This window comes from Paenibacillus sp. y28 (genome assembly GCF_037137075.1).
Lineage (GTDB): Bacteria > Bacillota > Bacilli > Paenibacillales > NBRC-103111 > JBBBNV01.
On record NZ_JBBBNV010000036.1, the window covers coordinates 12412 to 33852 of the forward strand.

A 21441-nucleotide genomic window follows, 5' to 3' on the forward strand; every position below is an offset into this window, starting at 1 on the left:
TGCACCTCCTATGGCAGCCCAGATGGTTGAATATCGAAGCTACCGGCGCAGCTTGCTTTTGTGCCTTCTCCAAACGGCCAGCCGGATGAAGCGCCCCGATACAAAATAACCCGCGGCAAGAATTGCCGCCGTAACGGCTAATGTCGTGATGTTTCGCGTGCGGGCGCGCCGCTCCTGCTCCGCCTGCTCCATCGCCTGGATGCTGCGCAGCAGGGCTTCATTTTGCTCTTGCAGCTGCTTGTTCTGAGCGATTAGCCGCTCTTGCGCTTCCTTGGACTGCTGCACGGCCTCCTGCAGCTTGTCCCGCTGCTCCTCCAGCTGCTGCTTGGTCGCATCGTATTCCTGCTGAATGCTCTCCATCTGCTCCGGCAGCCGATATATTTCTTTTACCCGATCTATAAGTCCGGCTTCCGCAGCGGACAACGGCTGAAGCAGCGCGGCGGCCGTCAGCATAAGCAGTGCCGCCTGCCCGCAGCGCTTTCCGTATCTCCGCCTCCGGCTTGTCCCGGTGTCGTTCATCGTTTTCCCGCCCCCACCATTCGACGTCATTCTCTATTTTACATCGGATGAAGGGCCGACGCCAATAGAGCAGCTGCTAGAAAGGAGAAGCCGCTCTATTAGTGTCCGTGATCATGCAGCGAACAACTGCCTGCTTGGGCGCAGCTTGCGGTGCAATAACCGAGATTCAAGATCAGCCTCGTGCTGTACGTGTGCTTCATACTTTTGGAGCTCTTTACGCAGGCTGATCTCCGGCTTCCCCAGTGCTATTCCAGCTCACCTTCCTATGGGGCCGAACGTCTACTCCTCCAGAACCCAAAAAAAATCCGCGCTGAACTCAGCACGGATTGCGGGTGCAATGATAGGTATATACCTGAGGCATTGGTTGAGATCCGTTGTTCTTAACTAATTCCGAGGAAGCAACATGCGCATAACCAAATAAACATGGCCATTACAGCCATTACTCCGCATTTGCAAAGCCTCTTGTATGGAATTGATTCGTTAAGAACGGCGCCTTCAGTCCAGTGAAGCACCGTACGCCGGGAGCTGCGTGCGGTGCGGAAGGCGCTATGCACGTCAGCTATTCATGAACCTAAGTCTGTACACAGCAGCACCGGACTCGCTATTTTTTGCTCCCGGTTCCTTCTTCCCCTGCTTATTCGGTAGTCTTATGGCCTGCCCGTCGATAAGGAAGCCCAGGTGCTTTCCAGCCACGAGTCGAATTCGGCCCCTTTGTCGCCTTCGTAGATATCATAGATGTCCAATCGCATGTTTTTCAATTTTTGCTTGAATTCCTCAAAGGTATGATCCTTTGGCAGGCTTTTCTTTATTCTGACTAAAATTTTGGATACGCCTTTGATCAGGTCGCCTTTCTTTCTAACCGGGGGCTGAACATCCTCTCCCCATTCCTTCAGCTTGCTGTAAGCAGCCTCCTGCACCTTGAACACGGCATCGTTGTTCAATCTATGCGTGAGAATAGCAATGGTTTGTTGATTATTCCACTGTCCCAGCGCTTCCACAGCCTCCAGCCGCTCTCTCCAATTGGAGGTACGGCCCGCAGACGTTTTCAGCTGTTCATAATTCGCCGTAAATTCATCGGTGGCTTCCAAGTGTTCCAAATCATCCATCTCCACTTCCGGTTAAAATTTCTGTCTTGCATGGCCCGTTCCCGGATTCAAAGGACCCGGCACCGCGGGACTAGTTCTTGTTACCATTTTCTTAGCCAACATAGCCAACATAGCCAACACATAAAGATATCACAAAAAAGCGAAAAAAAGAATAGAGCCGGATAGAAGTTTATGTATTCGTCGTATTGGCCTGCTCCATCTCCGCTGCCAGCTCCACAAGCTTGCTCAAGGTGTTCCAATTGCGGACAGTACCTTATCCCCTTTTGCCCTCGTTATACTTCTGAACAGTCCTCAGAGTTCCTATAATTCGCTTTGTTGCTTCCGGCAAAAGGAATGCTTTCCGTTCTCATTATAGCACGGCAACCTTTCATTGCGTCGTAAAAGAGCGGCAGCCTTGCCCGCCATCGTTCTAAAATAACCCTAACCGGTGATCTGGATTCATGCCGTGCGGCCAGGCTTGGTGAGCTTACATATGAAGTATAGACAAAAGAACAGCATCTCTGCCGTTCTTTCGGGGACTAACATTCACTTCAAAATATAAGCCGCATCCAATGAGGAATCCATTCCAAGGATAGCGGCTTTACATCAGAACTAACGTTGAATTCCAGATTCAGCTCATTTGTTATACAAATGACATGCGACAAAGCGGCCATCCATTTCTTGCAATTGCGGCTGCTCGGTGCGGCAGATATCCATACACTCGCTGCACCTCGGGTGAAACGCACAGCCGGAGGGCGGATTCGCAGGACTGGGCACGTCTCCTTGCAAAATAATTCTGTCTTTCTTCACTAGCGGATCGGGGATAGGCGCGGCCGACAGCAAGGCCTTCGTATACGGATGCAACGGGCAATCAAACAGTTCACTTGTAGCCGCGAGCTCTACGATTCTCCCCAGGTACATCACACCGACCCGATCGCTAATATGCTTCACGACGCTCAAGTCATGGGCAATGAACAGGTACGTCAGCTGAAACTGATCCTGCAAATCCTGAAGCAGATTGATGACCTGCGACTGAATGGATACATCCAGGGCAGATACCGGCTCGTCCGCTACAATCAGCTTCGGATTCAAGGCCAGCGCCCGGGCAATTCCGATTCGCTGCCGCTGTCCTCCGCTGAATTCATGCGCATAGCGCTTGGCATGGTAGCCGCTGAGGCCGACGACCTCCAGCAGCTCTTCCACCCGCCGATCCCTCTCCTTGCCGCTGTGCAGCTTATGGATTTGAAGCGGCTCCGCGATAATCTCCCCTACAGTGAGCCGAGGATCAAGCGAAGCGTAAGGGTCCTGAAACACCATCTGCAGGTGTCTGCGCAGCTTTCTCAGCTCCCGCGGGTCCATGCCGACCAGATTGCGTCCTTCATACCACACTTCTCCCGCGGTAGGCGGCAGCAATTGAAGCAAGGTTCTGCCGGTCGTTGATTTCCCGCAGCCGCTTTCCCCGACAAGTCCAAGCGTTTCCCCTTTATATATCGTAAAGCTGAGGCCGTCCACCGCTTTGATGTCATGTCCGCCCCGGCCGAAAATGCCTTTTTTAACCTGGAAATGCTTTTTCAGGTTCCTGACCTCAACCAATGGTTGTTTCAACAGAGATTCCCCCTTGCCCGGATGAATGGAGCAGACATCGGCTGAAGTGCCCCTCTCCCACGGCTGTCAGCCGGGGCGCCAGTGTACGGCACGCTTCCATGGCATACTCACAGCGTGGGGCAAAGGTGCAGCCTTCACGCAGGCTGCCAGGCGCAGGCACATTGCCTTGAATGGAATACAACCGTTTCTGCTCTGAATTCAGGGTGGGCATGGAACGCATCAATCCCTGCGTATACGGATGCTGCGGATTCCGGAAGATGGTTACCACATCCGCTTCCTCCACCACCCTGCCCCCATACATCACAAGCACACGGTCGCACATCTCCGCCACCACGCCCAAATCGTGTGTAATCATCATGATCGCCGTATTGTGCTGTGCCTTGAGCTCTCGCATCAGGTCCAGAATTTGAGCCTGAATGGTGACATCCAGTGCAGTCGTCGGTTCATCGGCGATCAGCAGCCGCGGATTGCATGCCATGGCCATTGCGATCATCACCCGCTGCCGCATGCCGCCAGAGAGTTGGTGCGGATACTCATCCACAATCTGCTCGGCGCGAGGAATACCGACGGATTTAAGCATCTCCACCGCATGGGCTTTGGCTTGCTTGCGGCTGTAGTTCAAATGGATGCGAACGGCCTCTCCAATCTGCTGTCCAATCGTAAACACCGGATTGAGGGACGTCATTGGCTCCTGAAAAATCATGGCCAGCTCGTTGCCCCGAATGCTTCGCATCTCCTCTTCCGTCATGGTCAGCACATCTCTTCCGTTAAACCGGACCGACCCTTCCACGACCTTGCCGGGAGTCAGCCGCATAGCGGTAAGGGACGTAACGCTTTTGCCGCATCCCGATTCCCCTACAATACCGACCGTTTCGCCTTCGTGAATGACGATATCCACCCCGTCAACTGCTGGCACAACGCCGTCTTCGGTATAAAAATATGTTTTTAAGCCCCTAATCTCAAGGAGTTCCTTCTTCATCGTGCCGACCACTCCTGCAGCCATATTTTTCGTGCCTGTGCTGTAGGTTACAGCTTCATCTTCGGATCGAGCGCATCTCTCAGGCCATCGCCCAGCATGTTAAAGGCGAGCACCATGAACATGATCGCGAGCCCTGGTATTGTGCTGACGTGCGGAGCCGATCGCAGGTACTCTCTGCCCGTGCTGAGCATAGCCCCCCATTCCGGCATCGGCGGCTGGGCTCCCATTCCCAGAAAACTGAGCGCCGATGCTGTCAAAATCGCTGTAGCCACCCGCAAGGTGGACAAGACAATAATCGGAGCGATGCTGTTCGGAAGCACATGCTTGAAAATAATAAACAGATGCGTGCCCCCCATCGCCCGGGCCGCCTCGATATATTCTCTGCTTTTGATGGAGATGACCGCGCTGCGGGATATTCGGGCAAACGTCGGAACGGAAAAAATACCGATTGCAATCATGACGTTCATCATCCCCGGCCCAAGCACACTAACGATAGCCAGCGCCAGCAGGAAGCTGGGAAAGGCCATGAAAATATCCATCATCCGCATCACGAAGGTGTCGCACCAGCCGCCAAAATAACCAGCGGCGGTTCCAAGCGTCACGCCCAGCAGAAGGGAAATAAATACCCCGACGATGCCGATAAGCAGGGAGATTTGAGCGCCGTAAATAATTCTCGACAATATGTCGCGGCCAAATTCATCGGTCCCGAATGGATGACTCCACGTAGGAGATTCCAGCATGGCCTGCATGTTCTGTACATACGGGTCATACGGAGCAATCCACCGGGCCGCAAGAGCTACGATCACAAATAATGCTACCATCCACAGCCCCACAACGGCCCGTTTGTTTTTGCGGAACCGGCGGGCCATCATATGCCACGGGGAACGGGGCGTATATGATGGAGCCTGCGAATTGTTCTCCGTCTGTGCCGCCGCTGCTGACTGACTCATGATACAAATTCCCTTCCCTTCATCCTATTCTCCTATTCATATTTGACCCGGGGGTCAACCAGACTGTAGCACAAATCGACAATCAGATTCACAATAACGAACAGGGCTGCGATAAAAAGCACCGTTCCTTGAATCGCCGGATAATCCCGGTACTGGATCGATTGAATGACATAACGTCCCAGTCCGTTCATGGAGAACACCGTCTCCGCAATCACTGCGCCACCGAGCAGGCTTCCGAACTCCAGACCAATAATAGTAATAATTGGAATCATCGCATTCTTCAGCACATGCTTGTAAATGACGAGCTTCTCCTTCACACCCTTGGCGCGGGCCGTGCGGATGAAGTCCTGATGGATGACCTCCAGCACGCTCGAGCGCGTCAGCCGGGCCAGAATGGCTGAGGAGGAAAGCCCAACAGCAATGGCCGGCAGAATAAAGTACTTGAGCCCGTCGCTTCCGCCGGACGGCAGCAAGCGAAGGTAATAGGAGAAGATGAGAATCAGCATCAGGCCAAGCCAGAAAATCGGCATGGAAATGCCGAATAAGGAGAACATCATGGCCGTATTATCCCGGATGCTGTTCGGCTTGGTCGCCGAAAGAATGCCCGCAAACAACCCGACCACAATCATAATCAAAATCGCCATCACCGTAAGTAAAACGGTTGTCGGGAACCGGGTCAGAATCTCCTGCAATACCGGCCTTTCGGATCGCAGCGATGTTCCCAAATCGCCCCGCAGCAAATGGGCGACATAGCTTCCGTATTGAACATGCAAGGGCTGGTTTAGTCCAAGCCGTTCGCGGACCAGGGCCACATCCTCTTCACTGGCTTCATTGCCTGCTATCAAACGGGCCGGATCGCCCGGAACCGCATGGATCAAGATGAATACAAGGATGGACACGCCAAGCAAGGTGGGAATCATCTGAAGCACACGTTTAACAATATAGGTAGTCAAGGGATGCCTCCTTGCGAACAAGGGGGATCCTCAGATCCCCCTCGCCGTAAGCTTCTTATTTTTTCACTGCGTCGCGCAGATCAAGATTTTCCGTGTTCCACACGTGGTAGCCTTGAACCTCCTTGCGCGCACCCACAGGATAATTGAATTCGACCAGGAAAATCCAAGGCGCTTGATCTTTAATCGTTTGCAGCGCGTCCTTGTATATCTTCTTGCGCTCTTCATCATTCGCTGCTTTAACCCCTTGAATCAGCAATGCATCGACATCCGCATTAGCGAATACCTTCCCGTAATTGTAAGCTCCGTTGGAAGCAAAGGACGGGCTCAAGGTATACTCCGCATCGTTCGCCGGCACAGAAGCACTGGAAAGGTACAGATCATAGCTTGCTTCCGGTTTCCCGAGCTCGCTCAGCAGCGCGCCGAAATCCCACTTGCGGAATTCAACCTTAAAGCCGACCGCCTGCAAATTGCCTTGCACGAATTCAGCGATTTGGCGGTCCATCAGGTAGCGTCCGTCAGAGGTCCACAGATTGACTGTCGTTCCTTCCTTAAACCCTGCCTCTGCGAGCAGCTGCTTCGCTTTTTCCGGATCGTACGGATACGCCCCTACCGGCGCAAAGCCCCAAACCTTCTCCGCGATAGCCGATTGCAGCACCTTGCCTTGGCCCATCAGAATCTTTTTGGCAATCGTTTCCTTATCCACCGCATAGTTCATGGCCTGACGAACCTTCACATTATCAAAAGGCGCTTTCTTGGCGTTAATCCCAATGTATAGATTCCGGTTGCTTGCGAATTCGGTGACTTGAACCTTATCGTTCCCCTTCAGCCGATCGATATCAGCTACGGGCACCGGGAGAATAAGGTCGGCTTCCCCGGTTTCCAGCATCAGTGAACGGGCTGCATTTTCCGGCACTGCCTTGAACGTAATGGTTTGCAGCTTCGGCTTCTCGCCCCAGAAGTTCGGACTCGGCTCAAGCACAAGCTTCTCGCCTTGAACCCATTCCTTCAATTTATACGGGCCGCTGCCAACAGGCGCCTTGGCAATGTTCTTGGAATTTTCCTTGACGCTCTTCGGGCTCAGGATTGAGCCGGCCGCATGGGTGAATGTCGCCAAAGCCGGTTTGTAAGGGAATTTCAGCTGGAATGTGACCTGATATTCGCTGTCTACAACCACTTGGTCAATAAATTGCGAGAACATGTTGTAGCGTGCCAGCTTGTTGTCTTTGTTCAGCACACGATCAAATGTAATCTTCACAGCCTCCGCATTTACCGGGGCATCATCCTGAAACTTCGCCCCTTCCACAAGCTTGAAGGTCAGCTTCATGCCGTCCGGTGAAAGAGTCCATTCTTTCGCCAATTGAGGGACGATATTGTTATTATTGTCGAAGGTTACTAATTTATCGAAGATGAGGCCAATCACGTTATTGGATATTGAATCCGTGGAGTCCTGCGGGTCCAGCTTTACCGCATCCGCTCCGGAAGCGACGACCAAATCCTTCGCCACAGCTTCCCCGCCTGTGCCCGCCGATGGTGCATTGCTGCTGCATGCTGACAGCAGAAGCGTGAAAGCCAGTATACCGATAGAAATTGCCTTTTTCATTCGTACTCCCCCAAGTTATAGATTAGATAGATTGCCTTGTCTTCCATTGTTCAAACTCTTCCCGTACCTGACGCAGCGCATCGGGGTCCGCACATAAATCGAATGCGGTCATCGCCATGGCCTTAGCCGCCCGGTTTAGTCCCGCCAGACCCGCCTCAGAGCCTGCCGCCGCCTGAAACTCAGGGGTGTGCGGCTTCACCTCTCCGATGTTGAAATACGGGTGAATGATCGGCGTGACTTGTCCCACGTTGCCCATGTCTGACGAACCGACAGCCCCGTTCTCCGTCGGTGCAGCGACCTGGATGCCCATCAGCCCCAGATTGTCCTTGAACAAATCAGCCATCCGTTTATTGTCCATCCGTTCGGCATACGTCATACCTTCGACGATTTCACACCGTCCGCCAACGGCCAAGGAACAATGCTCGACGGCCGTGTAAACTTTTTGCTTCACCCCTTCCAGATCCTTCACCGTCGCAGCCCGGATGTAAAAATTCGCTTCACAATAATCCGGTACGATGTTAGGGGCGATGCCGCCATTGGAGACGACGCCATGAATCTTGACATCCGGTTTAAAAAACTGCCGGAGGCCGTTAATCGCCACATAGCTATTGACGAGTGCGTCCAGTGCGCTGATTCCCGCTTCAGGACTGGATGAAGCATGGGACGCTTTGCCATAAAATTTAAACTTCGCATCGACGCAAGCAATTCCGCCCCGCATCACCATATCCGCCTCGCGCGGATGGCAAAGCATCGCCGCAGCCACCTGATCGAATACACCCTGCTCGCACATGATGATTTTACCGCCGCCCTCTTCCTCGGCAGGACTGCCGTAAACCTCAATCGTACCCGGCAAATCCGGAAACGCATCCTTAAGCGCCAGCGCCGCGCCAACCGCCGCCGTGCCGATTAGATTATGACCGCAGGCATGTCCAATTTCAGGCAGCGCGTCATATTCAGCCACGAGAGCGATCGCCGGTCCTCCTGCCTTTCCCGACCAGGAAGCTTTAAAAGCCGTTGCTAGCCCTGCGATTCCGGTTTCTACTGTGAATCCAGCCTCTTTCAGAGGCTCCGTCAGCCAGCGAACCGCCTGATGCTCCTGAAAAGCCAGCTCCGGATTCGCATGTATACGAAGCGCAAGCCCCCGCAGCTCGTCATTCCGGGCATCCACGGCCTTTTGTATTCTCGTCTTGGCTTCCAGCCGCTCTTCGTCCTTCATCATCCTGACCGCCTCTTTTTGTTTCATAGGAGTAAGCATAGCACATCAATAAGCTGACTAATATAACTTGTTTACTCGGTATTAGAAGGTAGCAAAGCAGCGGTGCAGCCAATAAGCACCTGAGGCACCCTTTACCGGCACCCAGGCTTATTGGATATGTCCGCTGTGGCATTTACATCGTTCTAACCCATGCAGCTATGGAACGGATGTCGTCCGGGTTCGTACGGCAGCAGCCGCCAATGACCTGCGCACCGTGCTCGTACCAGCTCCGTGCGCTGCAGCCGAAGCTCTCCTCGGATGAATCGCCCTGCCACCTTCGAGCTTCTGCATTATACTCCTCCCCGGAGTTCGGATAAACGACCAAGGGCTTGCTTGTGCTGCGCTTGAGCTCATGAAGCAAGGAAACGATATGCTGCGGCGAAGTACAATTGACACCGACAGCCGCCACCTGAGCATGGCTGTTCAACCATTCGGCGCAATCAGCAATAGCCTCCCCATTGCTGATATGCTCGCCGTCCTTGGCGCTGAAGCTGATCCACGCATAGGCAGCAGGGAATTCCTTCAATACACTCACGATAGCCTTGGCTTCCAGCAGACACGGGATGGTCTCGCAAGCAAGAATATCTGCCCCGGCCTCCAGGAGTGCCTGAATGCGCGGCCGGTGGAATTCAACCAACTCCTGCTCACTGAGCTTGTAATCCCCCCTGTACTCCGATCCATCTGCCAGGTAAGCCCCATATGGACCTACAGAAGCGGCTACAATCGGCTGCGGTCTTTTTATTTCCTCCGTGCTCTCCTGCAGGCGCTCCCAGAACCGGTCTCTTGCGGCAACCGCGATCTGAACCGACTTCTGAATCAGACTAACCGCTTCGCTTTCACTCAAGCCGCGCCGGATGAAGCCTTCCACAGTCGCCTGATAGCTCGAAGTAATGGCGCAGTCAGCCCCGGCAGCGAAATAATCGGCGTGCACCTGACCAATCAAATCCGGATTTTCCACTACGATTTTGGCGGACCAGAGGGAATCGTTAATGTTGCAGCCCCGGCGTTCCAGCTCAGTTGACAGGGCTCCGTCCAAAATCATGACCGGAAAATGCTTTAAGATGTTTTCAATAGGATTCATGATAACCAGCAAAGATGAGTCCGACAATAGTATCGGTGAAAAACACTCAAATTCGGCCTTGCCTGCCTCCTTTATGGGCAACTAAATGAACAGCTCCAATGGCGCTGTGTCAAACTGTGTTTTGTATATTGTATATTGTATAATTTTCATTAAGAATAATAACATTGTTCCATTTGATAATCAATACATCCCCTCATTTTTATTGCCCTTCCGGGCCTGCTTCGCTCCCCCTGCAGAGGCCCTGCAGGATTGCAAGATTGCTTGAATTCTCATTCGTTGATAAAATCTAGATAAAACGATATATGCTTGTCACAAGCTGGGAGGTAAGCAACATTAGTAAATTCAAGTATCAATCTCTTAAAGATCATGTGTATAACTATATTGCAGAGCGTATTCAAAACGGCACGTTGCTTCCCAATCAAAAAATAAGCGAGAACTCGATCTGTGAAAGTCTGAACGTCAGCAGAACGCCCGTCCGTGAAGCTTTGATTCAAATGGCCTCAGAAAACTACTTGGAGAATATTCCCCGCAAAGGCTTTATTGTCAAAGAACTGGATACGAAAAAGAAGCTGGATGTATTTCAAGTCGTCGGCACGCTGGACGGAATGGCTGCATCCCTCGCAGTGGACCATATGACAGAAGAAGATATAACCAGGCTGGAGCAGCTTGTGGGGCAAATCGATCTCGCGATCTCGGCGCATAGCTACGCCGACTATCAAACCTATCAAAACCAATTTCATCAAACCTATATTTGCAAATGCGGCAATGATACGCTCGTGGAGCTGCTCAAATCCCTTCAAAACAGCTTTGTCCGGCAAATTTATTTGAGTGAAGACAAACAAAAGCTGTTCTCCGTACTGGATCAGATGAACCGGGAGCACAAGCAAATCATTGAATTGTTCAAGGCCAGGGATAAAACCGGGCTGGACCATATTCTCAAGCATGTGCATTGGCGAATCGATTATGTGGATATGATTTAGGTGCTATAGCATCGCCATGTGCTTCACCTCACTGTTCTTAGCACATGGCAGGGCCATACGGTCTGGCTGCCAGCCAGACGTCGTAGCCCTTCTTTAGCGCCAACGGTACACAAAGAAAGCCAAGGCATCTATGCTCTGCCTTGGCTGGTATCCGCTTTTTAAAACAAACAACATGGATTGTCGCATCATTTCATACCGATCGCCGTACAACGCGTTCCTCTCTCCAGTTCCCCTCTTCTTTACATGGCAGGAAGTTCAAAAGAAACCTTCGTACCGATGCCTTCCGCGCTTTCAATATGAAGATCTTCCCCGTACAGGAGCTTAATGCGCTGGCTAATATTCCACAGCCCCACGCCCCTTCGATTCACATCGGAGTTCCGGACCTCCTCCAGCTGGTGAAGGCTCATCCCGCCCCCATCATCCTCAACGACGAATCGGACCACCGCGTTCCCGGTCTCCTTGACGGAGATACGCACCCGGCCTCCCCTCAGCTTCGACATCAAACCATGACGAATCGCATTCTCCACCAAGGGCTGCAAAATGAGCGGAGGGATGCGGATCGCCGCATTGGCATCTACATCATACTCTACCTCCAGCCTGGAGCCGAACCGCGCTTTCTCGATGCTGATGTAGGCCTTGACCAGCTCCACTTCATTGCCAATCGTGGTCAAGGAGTCAAGCTGCTTGAAGTCAAAGCTGCCCCTTAAATATTGCGATAGCTGCAGTGTCAGCTCCTCCGCCCGCTCAGGCTCTTCGATACAGAGAGCTGCAATGGAATTCAGGGCGTTGTACAGGAAATGCGGCTTAATCTGCGACCGCAAAAAGGCGACCTCCGCATCCTTGGCGCTCTTCACGGATGCCTTCAGCCGCGTCAGGCTTTTGGCCCGCGCCATCAGCTCTTCCGCCTGGAACGGTTTGCCGACAAAATCGTTCGCTCCATTTTCCATCGCGAGCATAATGTCAGCGGCCCTGTTTCTGGCCGTCAGCATGAGCACCGGCAGCTCGAACGGTGAGAACCGCTGCCGGATCGCAGTCAGCACCTCATAGCCGGATATGCCCGGCATCATGTTGTCCAGAATGACCAGAAAGAAGTCCCAAGTCTTTGCCAGCTCGTCGAGCGCCATTTGGCCGCTGTTCACGACAACGATGGCGTAGCCTTCCAGTGTGAGCAAATTAATGATGGTTTGGAGATTGGCGAAATCATCGTCTACCACCAGGATAAGCTCGTCCCGGCGGCCCTTGATGTAGAGCGGATATTGCGACGAAGAAAGACGGGCATCGCCGTACATCCCCGGCTCCTCTGCCGATTCTTTGGCTATAGTCGGATCTGATTCGGATACCGGAATGGTGAAGCTGAATACCGAGCCCTGCCCCGGCGAAGAATGGACCCGGATCTGGCCGTCATGAAGCTCCACCAGCTTTTTGGCAATGCTGAGTCCCAGCCCTGTTCCGCCCACGCTTTTCGTTTCAGAAGCATCCCCCTGCTCAAACGCCTGAAATATGCGTTCCTGCTGATGCTCCGCGATCCCCATCCCTGTATCCGCCACGCGAACCTCCACCATGTCGCGGATTACTTCCGCGCTGATGTTCACCTGGCCGCGATCCGTGAATTTGACGGCGTTGCCGATGAGATTGTGCAATATTTGAATCAGCCGATTGCCGTCCGCTTGTACCGCAGGAATATCGCTGGAAACACGATTGTTCAGCGCAATCTGCTTGCCTCCCAGCAGGAACAGGTGAAGCCGTATTACCGAATCGACGGCCGACTTCAAATCGATGCTGCTTTTATGCAGCACAATGTCGCCGTGCTTCATTTTGGAATAATCGAGCAGGTCGTTGACCAGGTAGGTCAGCCTTCTCCCGCTTTCGGTAACGATTGCCAGATTGTGCGCCTGGCGTTCGGTAACCGGCCCTTCCACTCCCTTCAACAGCGTATCGGCAATGTTCACAATGGCATTTAACGGCGTTTTCAGCTCATGGGACGTATTGGAAAGAAAATCATCCTTGATTTTATCCAATCGCAGCAGCTGATTTTTCATGTGATCGATGGTGAGATACGCTTCGAAAAACCGGAGCACGATGAGAAAAACAAGAATCATATTAAATACAATAATATAGATCTGGCCGAGCCAAACATCTTTCTGGATCGAGTATGCGAACAACACAATATCGATCGAGTACAGGTTTATACACAGCAGCGCCATAAACAGCAGAAACGACTTCACACCGTCCATTTCAACATTTCTGATGTATAGTACCGCACTCCGTAAGAGCAGCCAAAGGATCATCAGCTCGTACAACAGGACAACAACCGGCTGGACAGTGACATACACGCGAATCGGCGCAAAAACAGCCAGCGCGAGAAAGCTGCCGAGCGCCACGGTCATCAAGCACGCGAATTTCAAGGACATCAGTTTTTTTTGCATTTGATAAAAAAAGATGCACAGCACCATCAGGCAGACGGTGGAGCTGATATCCTTGATTCTGTACATCACTTCATAGGGAACCTCGGATAAAAACAGCAGAAACGATCGTTCCCCGTTTAGGCCGTTGTATATGGCATACAAAGCGCAAATTATAGCAAAAACGAGCAGGGACCTGTCTTTTTTGCCATAAATCCAGGCCATCACATAGCACATCATAAAAATAAGCGCCAAGGTGCCTAATACGGCGACCGTGGTGAATTCCCGGGCAATGATTTTCTGCTGCATGTCCATCATGGCCGCCTCCCCGCCGAAATACAGGGAGACCGGGATGCCCCCATTCACATAGTTATAATTGGCCACATGAACAACAATTTCGATATCCTGCCCGTCAGACGAGAAAAAACCGATTTGCGGGGCATTGCCCATCCGGTAGCCGGCTTCGTTCTCATACGGTTTGCCGTCCTCAAACAATTTATTTCCATTCACGTACACGGCGCTGGAAAAACGGATGTTTGTTTTTTTTACAGCAAACACCCCGCTGTACGGCACATGCTTCAGCACCATCCGGTACGTGGCATAGCCGAACGCAGGCAGCCCGGTATCACCCTCCACGATCCGGTTCCACTGGGAAGGCACCTTGATGAGAGTCGTGTACGCGGGCCGGTTCCTGCCTTCTTGCTGAAATTGTGCCGGAGGGACCAGCCGGTTCCAATAAAATTCCCATTCACCGTCCAGCTTCAGCTGCGGTTCCTGTTCATAATCCCAGGCCGAAAGATCCATAACCCCATCTCGGACTTGGGGAAGATTCAGCCCTTTATTTCGCTCCAGCAGGAAGGACAGCGGGAATAATGAGACGGAGATGATGCTAATGAGGCAGATGAGTATCGTTCTTCCAAGCACAGCAGCAGCCCCTTTGCAAATGATGACACGATGCTTACCCGTAAATGAAGGGGCATGATTCCTATCGCCGGGATATTAAATCCTTCCGCCTACTCCCTTGAACTTATCTACAAAGGCAGAGATTTTCTGAAAAACGCTCTGCTTTTTTGTTAAATACTGAGGATTAAGAGGACTCATTTTAGGAAGAACTTCATTAAGCTCCGTCCCATTTTCACTGGCATATTCTCTTTTCAATGAAGTTAGAATATATCTTTTTGCAGCTTCTTCATTCAGATTTTCACTATGAATCAATTCTTCTGCTTCACGTTTCTGCTCCATTTGAGCAAATGAGAAGAAGGCATCAATAATACTTGCTTTATCTTGAATACGATCTAGATCAGCCTGGTTGATAAAATCAACTACCAGGCTTTCTTTGGCACGGTTTCCTACACTAGAACGAATGATGCGACGAACTTCTTCAACCAAGGATGCTTTATCTTTTACTTTTTTGTTATGCTCAAAAACAAGTTCAAGAATGTAATCCAAATTGATCTCTTGGGATTTTAAAAGATCGACTTCAAAGACAACATCATCCCAATCAATAGAGGCATTCTCTTTTTCTTTTCCAGCTTTTTCACGACGAAGCCAATCACGAATATCATTATATGAAGAACGATAATCTTGAATCGCTCTTTCTTCTAACACTTGTATCTCTTGCATAACAGCTATATCTTCATCCGTTACATAGTGAGCAGACTTAAAATCTTCTAAAGCTTTAGAATCAGTCATATCTACGGTTTGTAAAGCTTTTAAACCTGCAAATTCATCATAGTTCTGCAGGATATGTTCGATACGCAAATATTCACCAAAAAGCTTGGCAAATTCTTTTTTATCCTTTTCAGTAACAATTTCATCAACACTCGGAAAACGTTCCTTTAATTCTTTTACTACGTCTACATAGCCACGACGGGCTTCACCCGTTGCCACATCAGTGAATCCTTCCATATACTCCTTGTAGCTTTTTTCCAGCACGACATTTTTAGTATTCTTATCTCCAAAAAGAGTAATGGCGTCTATGGTTGCTTGTTCTAAATCTCGAAAGGTAACAATATTTCCAAAGGTTTTGGTGGAATCATAAATACGATTTGTTCTTGAAAAAGCTTGCATCAAACCATGATACCTGAGATTTTTATCCACAAACAAAGTATTTAATGTAGGAGCATCAAAACCCGTTAAAAACATGCCAACCACAATCAACAAATCAATCTCTTTGTCTTTGACTCGTTTAGCAAGGTCACGATAATAATTTTGAAATTCCTTACTTTCTACGCCATAATTGGTTTTAAACAGGGCATTATAGTCTTTAATGGCTAAACTTAAAAACTCTTTTGCACTACTATCCATAGCTGTTGGTTCAAACGTTTCATCCAGAATTTCACCTATCGCATTTTGCTCTTCATTCGCAGCAAAGGAGAAGATTGTCGCAATCTTAAGGGGTTTACTGCTTCCCTTTTGTAAGTTATTTAATGATTCATAGTAGAGTTTGGCTGCGTTAACATTGCTCACAGCAAACATGGCATTAAATCCTTTTCCATTCGCATTTAAACGATGGGTTTTTACTTTGAAATGATTAAGAATATATTGAGAAATTTCTTTTATCCGTTCAGGATGCAGTAATGCTTCTTTATTTTCTGCTGCCGATAGCTTCTTCTCGTCCTGTTCTTGCTCAATCGTTTTGAACTTGGGACGTACACCGTTATAATCTACTTTGAACTTCAACACTTTCTCATCTCGAATGGCATCCGTAATCACATAGGAGTGTAACTCTCGACCAAAGACAGAAGCCGTCGTTTCAGAACCTAATGCATTTTCCGGGAAAATAGGCGTACCTGTAAATCCAAATTGATAGAACTTCTTGAACTTTTTATGGATATTTTTTTGAGCTTCACCAAATTGTGAACGGTGGGCTTCATCAAAAATAAATACCACTTGCTTATTGTATATCGGTAACTCTGGTTCGCTTTTCATGAGGTTATTCAGTTTTTGAATGGTCGTCACAATAATTTTATTATCCTCTTTTTCCATGTTACGCTTTAATCCTGCGGTACTCTCTGATCCATTAACACTATCCGGAGAAAACCGCTGATACTCCTTCATCGTCTGAAAGTCCAGATCTTTCCGATCCACAACAAAAAATACTTTATCTATAAAATCCAGTTCAGTGGCCAACCGAGCTGCTTTAAAACTGGTAAGCGTCTTCCCCGAACCTGTGGTATGCCAAATATATCCGCCACTTTCAGTGGTTCTCCAATTTTTGGCAAGGTAGGAGCTTTCAATTTTCCACAAAATCCTTTCTGTAGCCGCAATTTGATAAGGACGCATAATCAGCAGGTTATCGCTCACATCAAAAACGGAATACTTCAGGAGTACATTCAATAACGTGTTTTTCTGAAAAAAGGTAGCCGTGAAATCTTTTACATCTTTTATCAGGCTGTTATCCGACTTTGCCCAATTCATCGTAAAATCAAAACTGTTTTTATCACGTTTGGTCGTATTCGCAAAATAACGGCTATCTGTCCCATTAGAAATGACGAAGATCTGTAAATATGTAAACAGAGAGTTCTCTGAATTAAAGCTCTCTTTGCTATATCGATGAACCTGATTAAAGGCTTCACGAATGGCAATCCCACGCTTCTTAAGCTCTACTTGTACTAAAGGTAAGCCATTAACTAAAAGGGTAACATCATATCGATTGGCTTGCGTTCCTTTTTGTTCAAATTGGGAAATGACCTGCACTTTATTATTGGCCATATTCTTCTTGTCTACGAGGTAAATGTTTTGAATATGTCCATCATCAAAAACAAAGTCATAAATATAATCATTATGGATTTTACGGGTTTTATCAATGTGGTTCTCACTGGGTTTATCTAAATACTGCTCACAAAATCGAATCCATTCAGCATCGGAAAATTGCACATGATTAAGGTGTTGCAGCTGCACTCGGACATTAGCAAGCATTTTTTCAAAAGTGGTTAAGCCTGGTAGGTATTCATAGCCTTGATTCACTAAATCTTGAATGAGTTCTCGTTCTAAATCGGCCTCTGTTTGATAGCCTGATCCTTGTTGATCTATCTTGGTATATTTATCCAACACTATAAAGTTATTTGATTCTGCGATGGGCTTGTAATCGCTCATTTTGATGTCTCCTTCCAATAGCTATCGTTATTTATCATTTTTCCATTTCCATTCAACACATACATGAATTGATTTTTTATCACGAAATTCCAATTATTGTTCAATTCCATTTAAACCCTTCCCCATGCTATGCTTCTACCTCTCTTGTCGGAAATGAAAGCAGCAAATTACGGTAATATTCGTATTGCTTTTGACGCAACTCGATTTCACGAGGTAAACCCTCGGTGATAGAGGATGTCAAGGCATCGAATTTATCGAGGATAGATACTATACGCTTTTTTTGTAAAGGCAAAGGATTTGGAACCATGATGCTATTCAAGTTCTTCTGATTTAATTTGGGTTGAGCCGCCCCCGATATATAGGGAGTTAAATCAATATGATTTAAATAAAATTCAACAAATCTACGTTCTTCATAAGTCTTAAATTTAAGTACATGAGCATGATTATTTACCCATATTTTTCCACTTGCACTAAATGCAATTGGTGTATTTCTAGCAAGTAGGTTTGCCCCGTCTTCCGAAATAAGTAAAAAATCCCCTTCAAAAATATAATCTTTTACATAATCAACAATACCAGATGCACCATAATATGGAATATCTCCAAACTCTCTTACACCACTAGTAACCGGTTTACGCATTGAGTCAAGATTCTCGGCAAGCTCCCCCAACGTCTTCCATTCAACATCACCCTCATCAAAAGTCAACAACCTATCACGGTAATACTCATATTGCTTTTTACGAGCTGTAAGCTCTGCTGTAAGCTCTGCTGTAAGCTCTGCTGTAAGCTCTGTGAAGGTGTCCAAAATACGGACGATTTCCTCTTGTACTTGAAGGGGTGGGATGGGGATTTCTAAAGATTTGATAATGTCTGAGTTTAGATTACTTACTGAGCCACTGTTAATCTTACTAATCCAATAGCTTTGAACTAAATTTGAAGAAAGGTAATGGTATAAATAATCGGAATTTAATTTATCCACAAAATCACTAATTGACGCCCATCCATCGTGAATAGCCCCATCAATATTTAGAATGTAGGGTCGTCCAAAGCTCATAGAGTTGGACATTATGAAATCACCTTTTTTTAAAATTCTTGATTTCATAGCGCCTTCTGGTGTAATTCTTTGTTCTGTCTTATTCACATATTTTGAATTAGGTGAAGTGTCACCTATTTTAATCCAAGGGACACCATCTTCTTTCTCAGTAATAAACTTCGCAATAGGTCGAGGTGAAGCACCTCTTTGGATTTTAGCAACTTCCCCAAACGCTTTCCACTCCACCTCAACCCCCTCAAGCAATTTCTCCATGAAACTCGGCTTCATCATGATTCAATCTCCTCAATAATCTTATCAATGTCAGCACGAAGCTGATCTATCTTTCCTACAGTCGTTTTGATCTCTGCATTCAGCTCATTAATATCAATGACTTCCCTTGTGTCTTTTGCTTCCACGTAAGAGCTTACTGAAAGATTGTAATCATTTTGAACGATGGCAGCATAATCAACGGATTTTGCAACATGGTCAACATCGGCTTTGCTATCAAACATTGTCATAATTCGCTCAATGTGTTCATCTGTCAGGATGTTATTATTCGTTTCTTTTTTATAGAAATCTACGCCACTGGCATCAATAAATTGCGTTTTATTATCGGTTTTATGCTTGGAAAGAACCAGGATATTAACCGCTATGGAGGTCCCATAAAAAAGGTTAGGCGCTAACGAAATAACCGTTTCAACAAAGTTATTATCAATGAGATACTTTCTAATTTTTTGCTCTGCGCCACCACGGTAAAAAATACCAGGGAAGCAAACGATAGCAGCACGACCTTTGCTTGAAAGGTAACTAAGCGTATGAAGCACAAAGGCAAAATCGGCTTTGGATTTTGGTGCTAATACGCCTGCAGGGGCAAATCTTTCATCATTAATAAGCGTTGGATCGTCACTGCCAATCCAGTTTACGGAATAAGGTGGATTAGATACAATCGCATCAAAAGGTTTTTCATCACCAAAGTGAGGGTCTAATAGCGTATTTCCTAACGCCATATTAAACTTGTCGTAATTTATGTTGTGTAAAAACATATTCATCCGAGCCAGGTTATAAGTTGTATGGTTAATCTCCTGTCCATAAAAACCATCTTCGATAATATGAGCATCAAACTGTTTTTTTGCTTGTAATAAAAGTGAACCTGAACCAGCTGCAGGGTCATAAATCTTATTAATGGTTGTTTGCTTGTGGATGGCTAATTGAGCAATCAGCTTCGATACAGACTGAGGTGTGAAGAATTCTCCTCCGGATTTACCAGCATTGGCAGCATAATTAGAGATTAGAAACTCATAGGCATCACCAAAAAGGTCAATGTGACTATCTTCAAACCCGCCAAAATGAAGCCCTTCAACGCCTTTAATGACAGCAGCTAAACGACTGTTTTTGTCCTTTACAGTATTCCCCAGTCTATTGCTTGTCGTGTCGAAATCAGCGAATAATCCCTTAATATCCAGTTCAGATGGATAACCATTGGCTGAGCTTTCAATCGCAGAAAATATAGCAGCTAAATCTGTATTCAAGCTTTCGTTTGTGTTGGCGGTTTTGGCAATAGTTGCAAACAGCTGGCTCGGATATATGAAATACCCTTTTGTTTTAACGGCATCCTCTTTGATTTCTTTCGTTATAATATCATCAGGAAGCTCTGCATACTTGACGCTTTCGTCTCCAGCTTCAATATAGCTTGAAAAGTTCTCGCTAATGAAACGATAAAAAAGCGTTCCTAAAACATATTGTTTAAAATCCCAGCCATCTACTGAGCCACGGACATCATTGGCTATTTTCCAGATTTGAGATTGTAATTCGGCACGTTGTGCTGCACTTGACATTTGTAAACCTCCAATTTTTCTTCTTATACATTGATTATAGAAGCACTTCTAAATAAGCTTGAAGTTTTCCTTATTTCGTATACCAGCCTGATAGTTCAATAGACTTATTCCACATTTTATCCGAAAACTTCTTTATTCGACAGTGATTTTTCACTATTATAATTGCACACCTTCTCCAAACTCACATTTCACACCCTTTGAACACCACCGAATGGGAAGCATTTCTATCGTTTTGTTGAAACGAGAGGCGCGAGCAGCACAAATCAGGCACCTGCACATACTCCAGCACATCCCGCGGGTGAGAGGCTGAGTATATTAGCAATTATGCGTCACTTCTACCTCATGCTTGTCATCGATGGTCCCATAAGTAGCACAAAGCAGCATCCCCCCGCAAACCTCGCTGCTTACCTGGAAGTGAACGTCCTCCTCATACGTATCCAAGCTATCCGCTTTAATGGTGCCGATAAGCTTCTTGAAATCAAGAACGGGTAAATATCGGGCAACAATCTCATAGCTGGATAATTGATCTTTATTCGTATAGGGGTCATATTCGCAGAGCTGTTTATAAATCGGACTTGAGCGGTAAGGATCATGCTTGAACTGCCCGTTCTCATCTTCAAATTTCTTCATTTCTTCTGCAACGATATAGTCGGGATACCCTTCACGTCCCTCATCTTCATCGCCAAATTCCCAAAAAGGATATTCGATCTCACATAAATGCGTGATTATCCACATGAGAAACTGCTCATTGATAAGCTCTACATTGGCTTCCAATTCCTTGAACCGGGCGGAATAATACGCTGCCGCTTGTTCCAGCTTCTCTTCCTGGGACATATCCTCCCTGACTCCCGCTATATCGCATCCATCCAGATTTATTATAATGGTATCAAACCTGCCTAGAACGCCTAAATCAACCGTAAGCGTCTAACAAGAAGGTGTATTCCAATGCAGTCTAGATTTTGAGACAATTCCGTTAGAGTAGTCGTTGGATCTTTTCGACCCTACTCGAAAAACTCTAATGGGAGTGTGTCCAATTGCAAACTGTAGAGATGAGGAATCGCTATCGACT

Annotated in this window: 15 protein-coding genes; 1 reads left to right on the plus strand and 14 read right to left on the minus strand. The window is 47.7% G+C overall.

What is annotated here, in order from left to right; genetic code table 11:
• Positions 1-39: 39 nt before the first annotated feature.
• From WBG83_RS20225 to mmuM, 9 genes are all read right to left on the minus strand, one after another.
• The gene (locus tag WBG83_RS20225) at positions 40-519 is read right to left on the minus strand and encodes a hypothetical protein (RefSeq protein WP_336747163.1); all 480 of its coding nucleotides are present in this window, start codon (positions 517-519) and stop codon (positions 40-42) included.
• Positions 520-1166: 647 nt separating this feature from the next.
• The gene (locus tag WBG83_RS20230) at positions 1167-1616 is read right to left on the minus strand and encodes a HEAT repeat domain-containing protein (RefSeq protein ID WP_442955859.1); all 450 of its coding nucleotides are present in this window, start codon (positions 1614-1616) and stop codon (positions 1167-1169) included.
• 624 nt (positions 1617-2240) lie between these two features.
• Positions 2241-3209 (minus strand): ABC transporter ATP-binding protein, encoded by a 969-nt coding sequence (locus tag WBG83_RS20235; protein WP_336747166.1) that lies wholly within the window; start codon positions 3207-3209, stop codon positions 2241-2243.
• Positions 3190-4188, minus strand: a complete 999-nt coding sequence (locus WBG83_RS20240) for an ABC transporter ATP-binding protein (protein ID WP_336747167.1) — start codon at positions 4186-4188, stop codon at positions 3190-3192. Before WBG83_RS20240 ends, WBG83_RS20235 begins: the two co-directional genes overlap by 20 nt.
• Positions 4189-4235: 47 nt before the next feature.
• Positions 4236-5138, minus strand: coding sequence for a nickel transporter permease (nikC, locus tag WBG83_RS20245; RefSeq protein WP_336747168.1), 903 nt, complete (start codon positions 5136-5138; stop codon positions 4236-4238).
• 32 nt (positions 5139-5170) lie between these two features.
• Complete coding sequence (nikB, locus tag WBG83_RS20250; RefSeq protein ID WP_336747169.1) at positions 5171-6091, minus strand: nickel ABC transporter permease; 921 nt, start codon at positions 6089-6091, stop codon at positions 5171-5173.
• A 55-nt stretch (positions 6092-6146) separates the two neighbouring features.
• Positions 6147-7691, minus strand: a complete 1545-nt coding sequence (locus WBG83_RS20255; protein ID WP_336747171.1) for an ABC transporter substrate-binding protein — start codon at positions 7689-7691, stop codon at positions 6147-6149.
• 22 nt (positions 7692-7713) lie between these two features.
• Complete coding sequence (locus tag WBG83_RS20260; protein ID WP_336747173.1) at positions 7714-8910, minus strand: M20 family metallopeptidase; 1197 nt, start codon at positions 8908-8910, stop codon at positions 7714-7716.
• 169 nt (positions 8911-9079) lie between these two features.
• Entirely contained in the window at positions 9080-10027 is a 948-nt protein-coding gene (mmuM, locus tag WBG83_RS20265) for a homocysteine S-methyltransferase (RefSeq protein WP_336747175.1), read from the minus strand.
• Between the two features lie 302 nt (positions 10028-10329).
• On the opposite strand from mmuM, the gene WBG83_RS20270 reads away from it, so the two are divergent.
• Positions 10330-11007, plus strand: coding sequence for a GntR family transcriptional regulator (locus WBG83_RS20270; RefSeq protein WP_336747176.1), 678 nt, complete (start codon positions 10330-10332; stop codon positions 11005-11007).
• 239 nt (positions 11008-11246) lie between these two features.
• Here the strand turns inward: WBG83_RS20270 and WBG83_RS20275 are convergent, their stop codons facing one another.
• The 5 genes from WBG83_RS20275 to WBG83_RS20295 form a co-directional block, all read right to left on the minus strand.
• The gene (locus tag WBG83_RS20275; RefSeq protein ID WP_336747177.1) at positions 11247-14333 is read right to left on the minus strand and encodes an ATP-binding protein; all 3087 of its coding nucleotides are present in this window, start codon (positions 14331-14333) and stop codon (positions 11247-11249) included.
• Between the two features lie 75 nt (positions 14334-14408).
• Entirely contained in the window at positions 14409-17507 is a 3099-nt protein-coding gene (locus WBG83_RS20280; RefSeq protein ID WP_336747179.1) for a type I restriction endonuclease subunit R, read from the minus strand.
• Positions 17508-17634: 127 nt separating this feature from the next.
• The gene (locus tag WBG83_RS20285) at positions 17635-18828 is read right to left on the minus strand and encodes a restriction endonuclease subunit S (RefSeq protein ID WP_336747180.1); all 1194 of its coding nucleotides are present in this window, start codon (positions 18826-18828) and stop codon (positions 17635-17637) included.
• A complete protein-coding gene (locus WBG83_RS20290; protein ID WP_336747181.1) occupies positions 18825-20372 on the minus strand; it encodes a type I restriction-modification system subunit M in 1548 nt (515 codons plus the stop codon). The genes WBG83_RS20285 and WBG83_RS20290 overlap by 4 nt, the downstream gene beginning before the upstream one ends.
• 315 nt (positions 20373-20687) lie before the next feature.
• Complete coding sequence (locus WBG83_RS20295) at positions 20688-21206, minus strand: hypothetical protein (RefSeq protein ID WP_336747182.1); 519 nt, start codon at positions 21204-21206, stop codon at positions 20688-20690.
• Between the last annotated feature and the right edge of the window lie 235 nt (positions 21207-21441).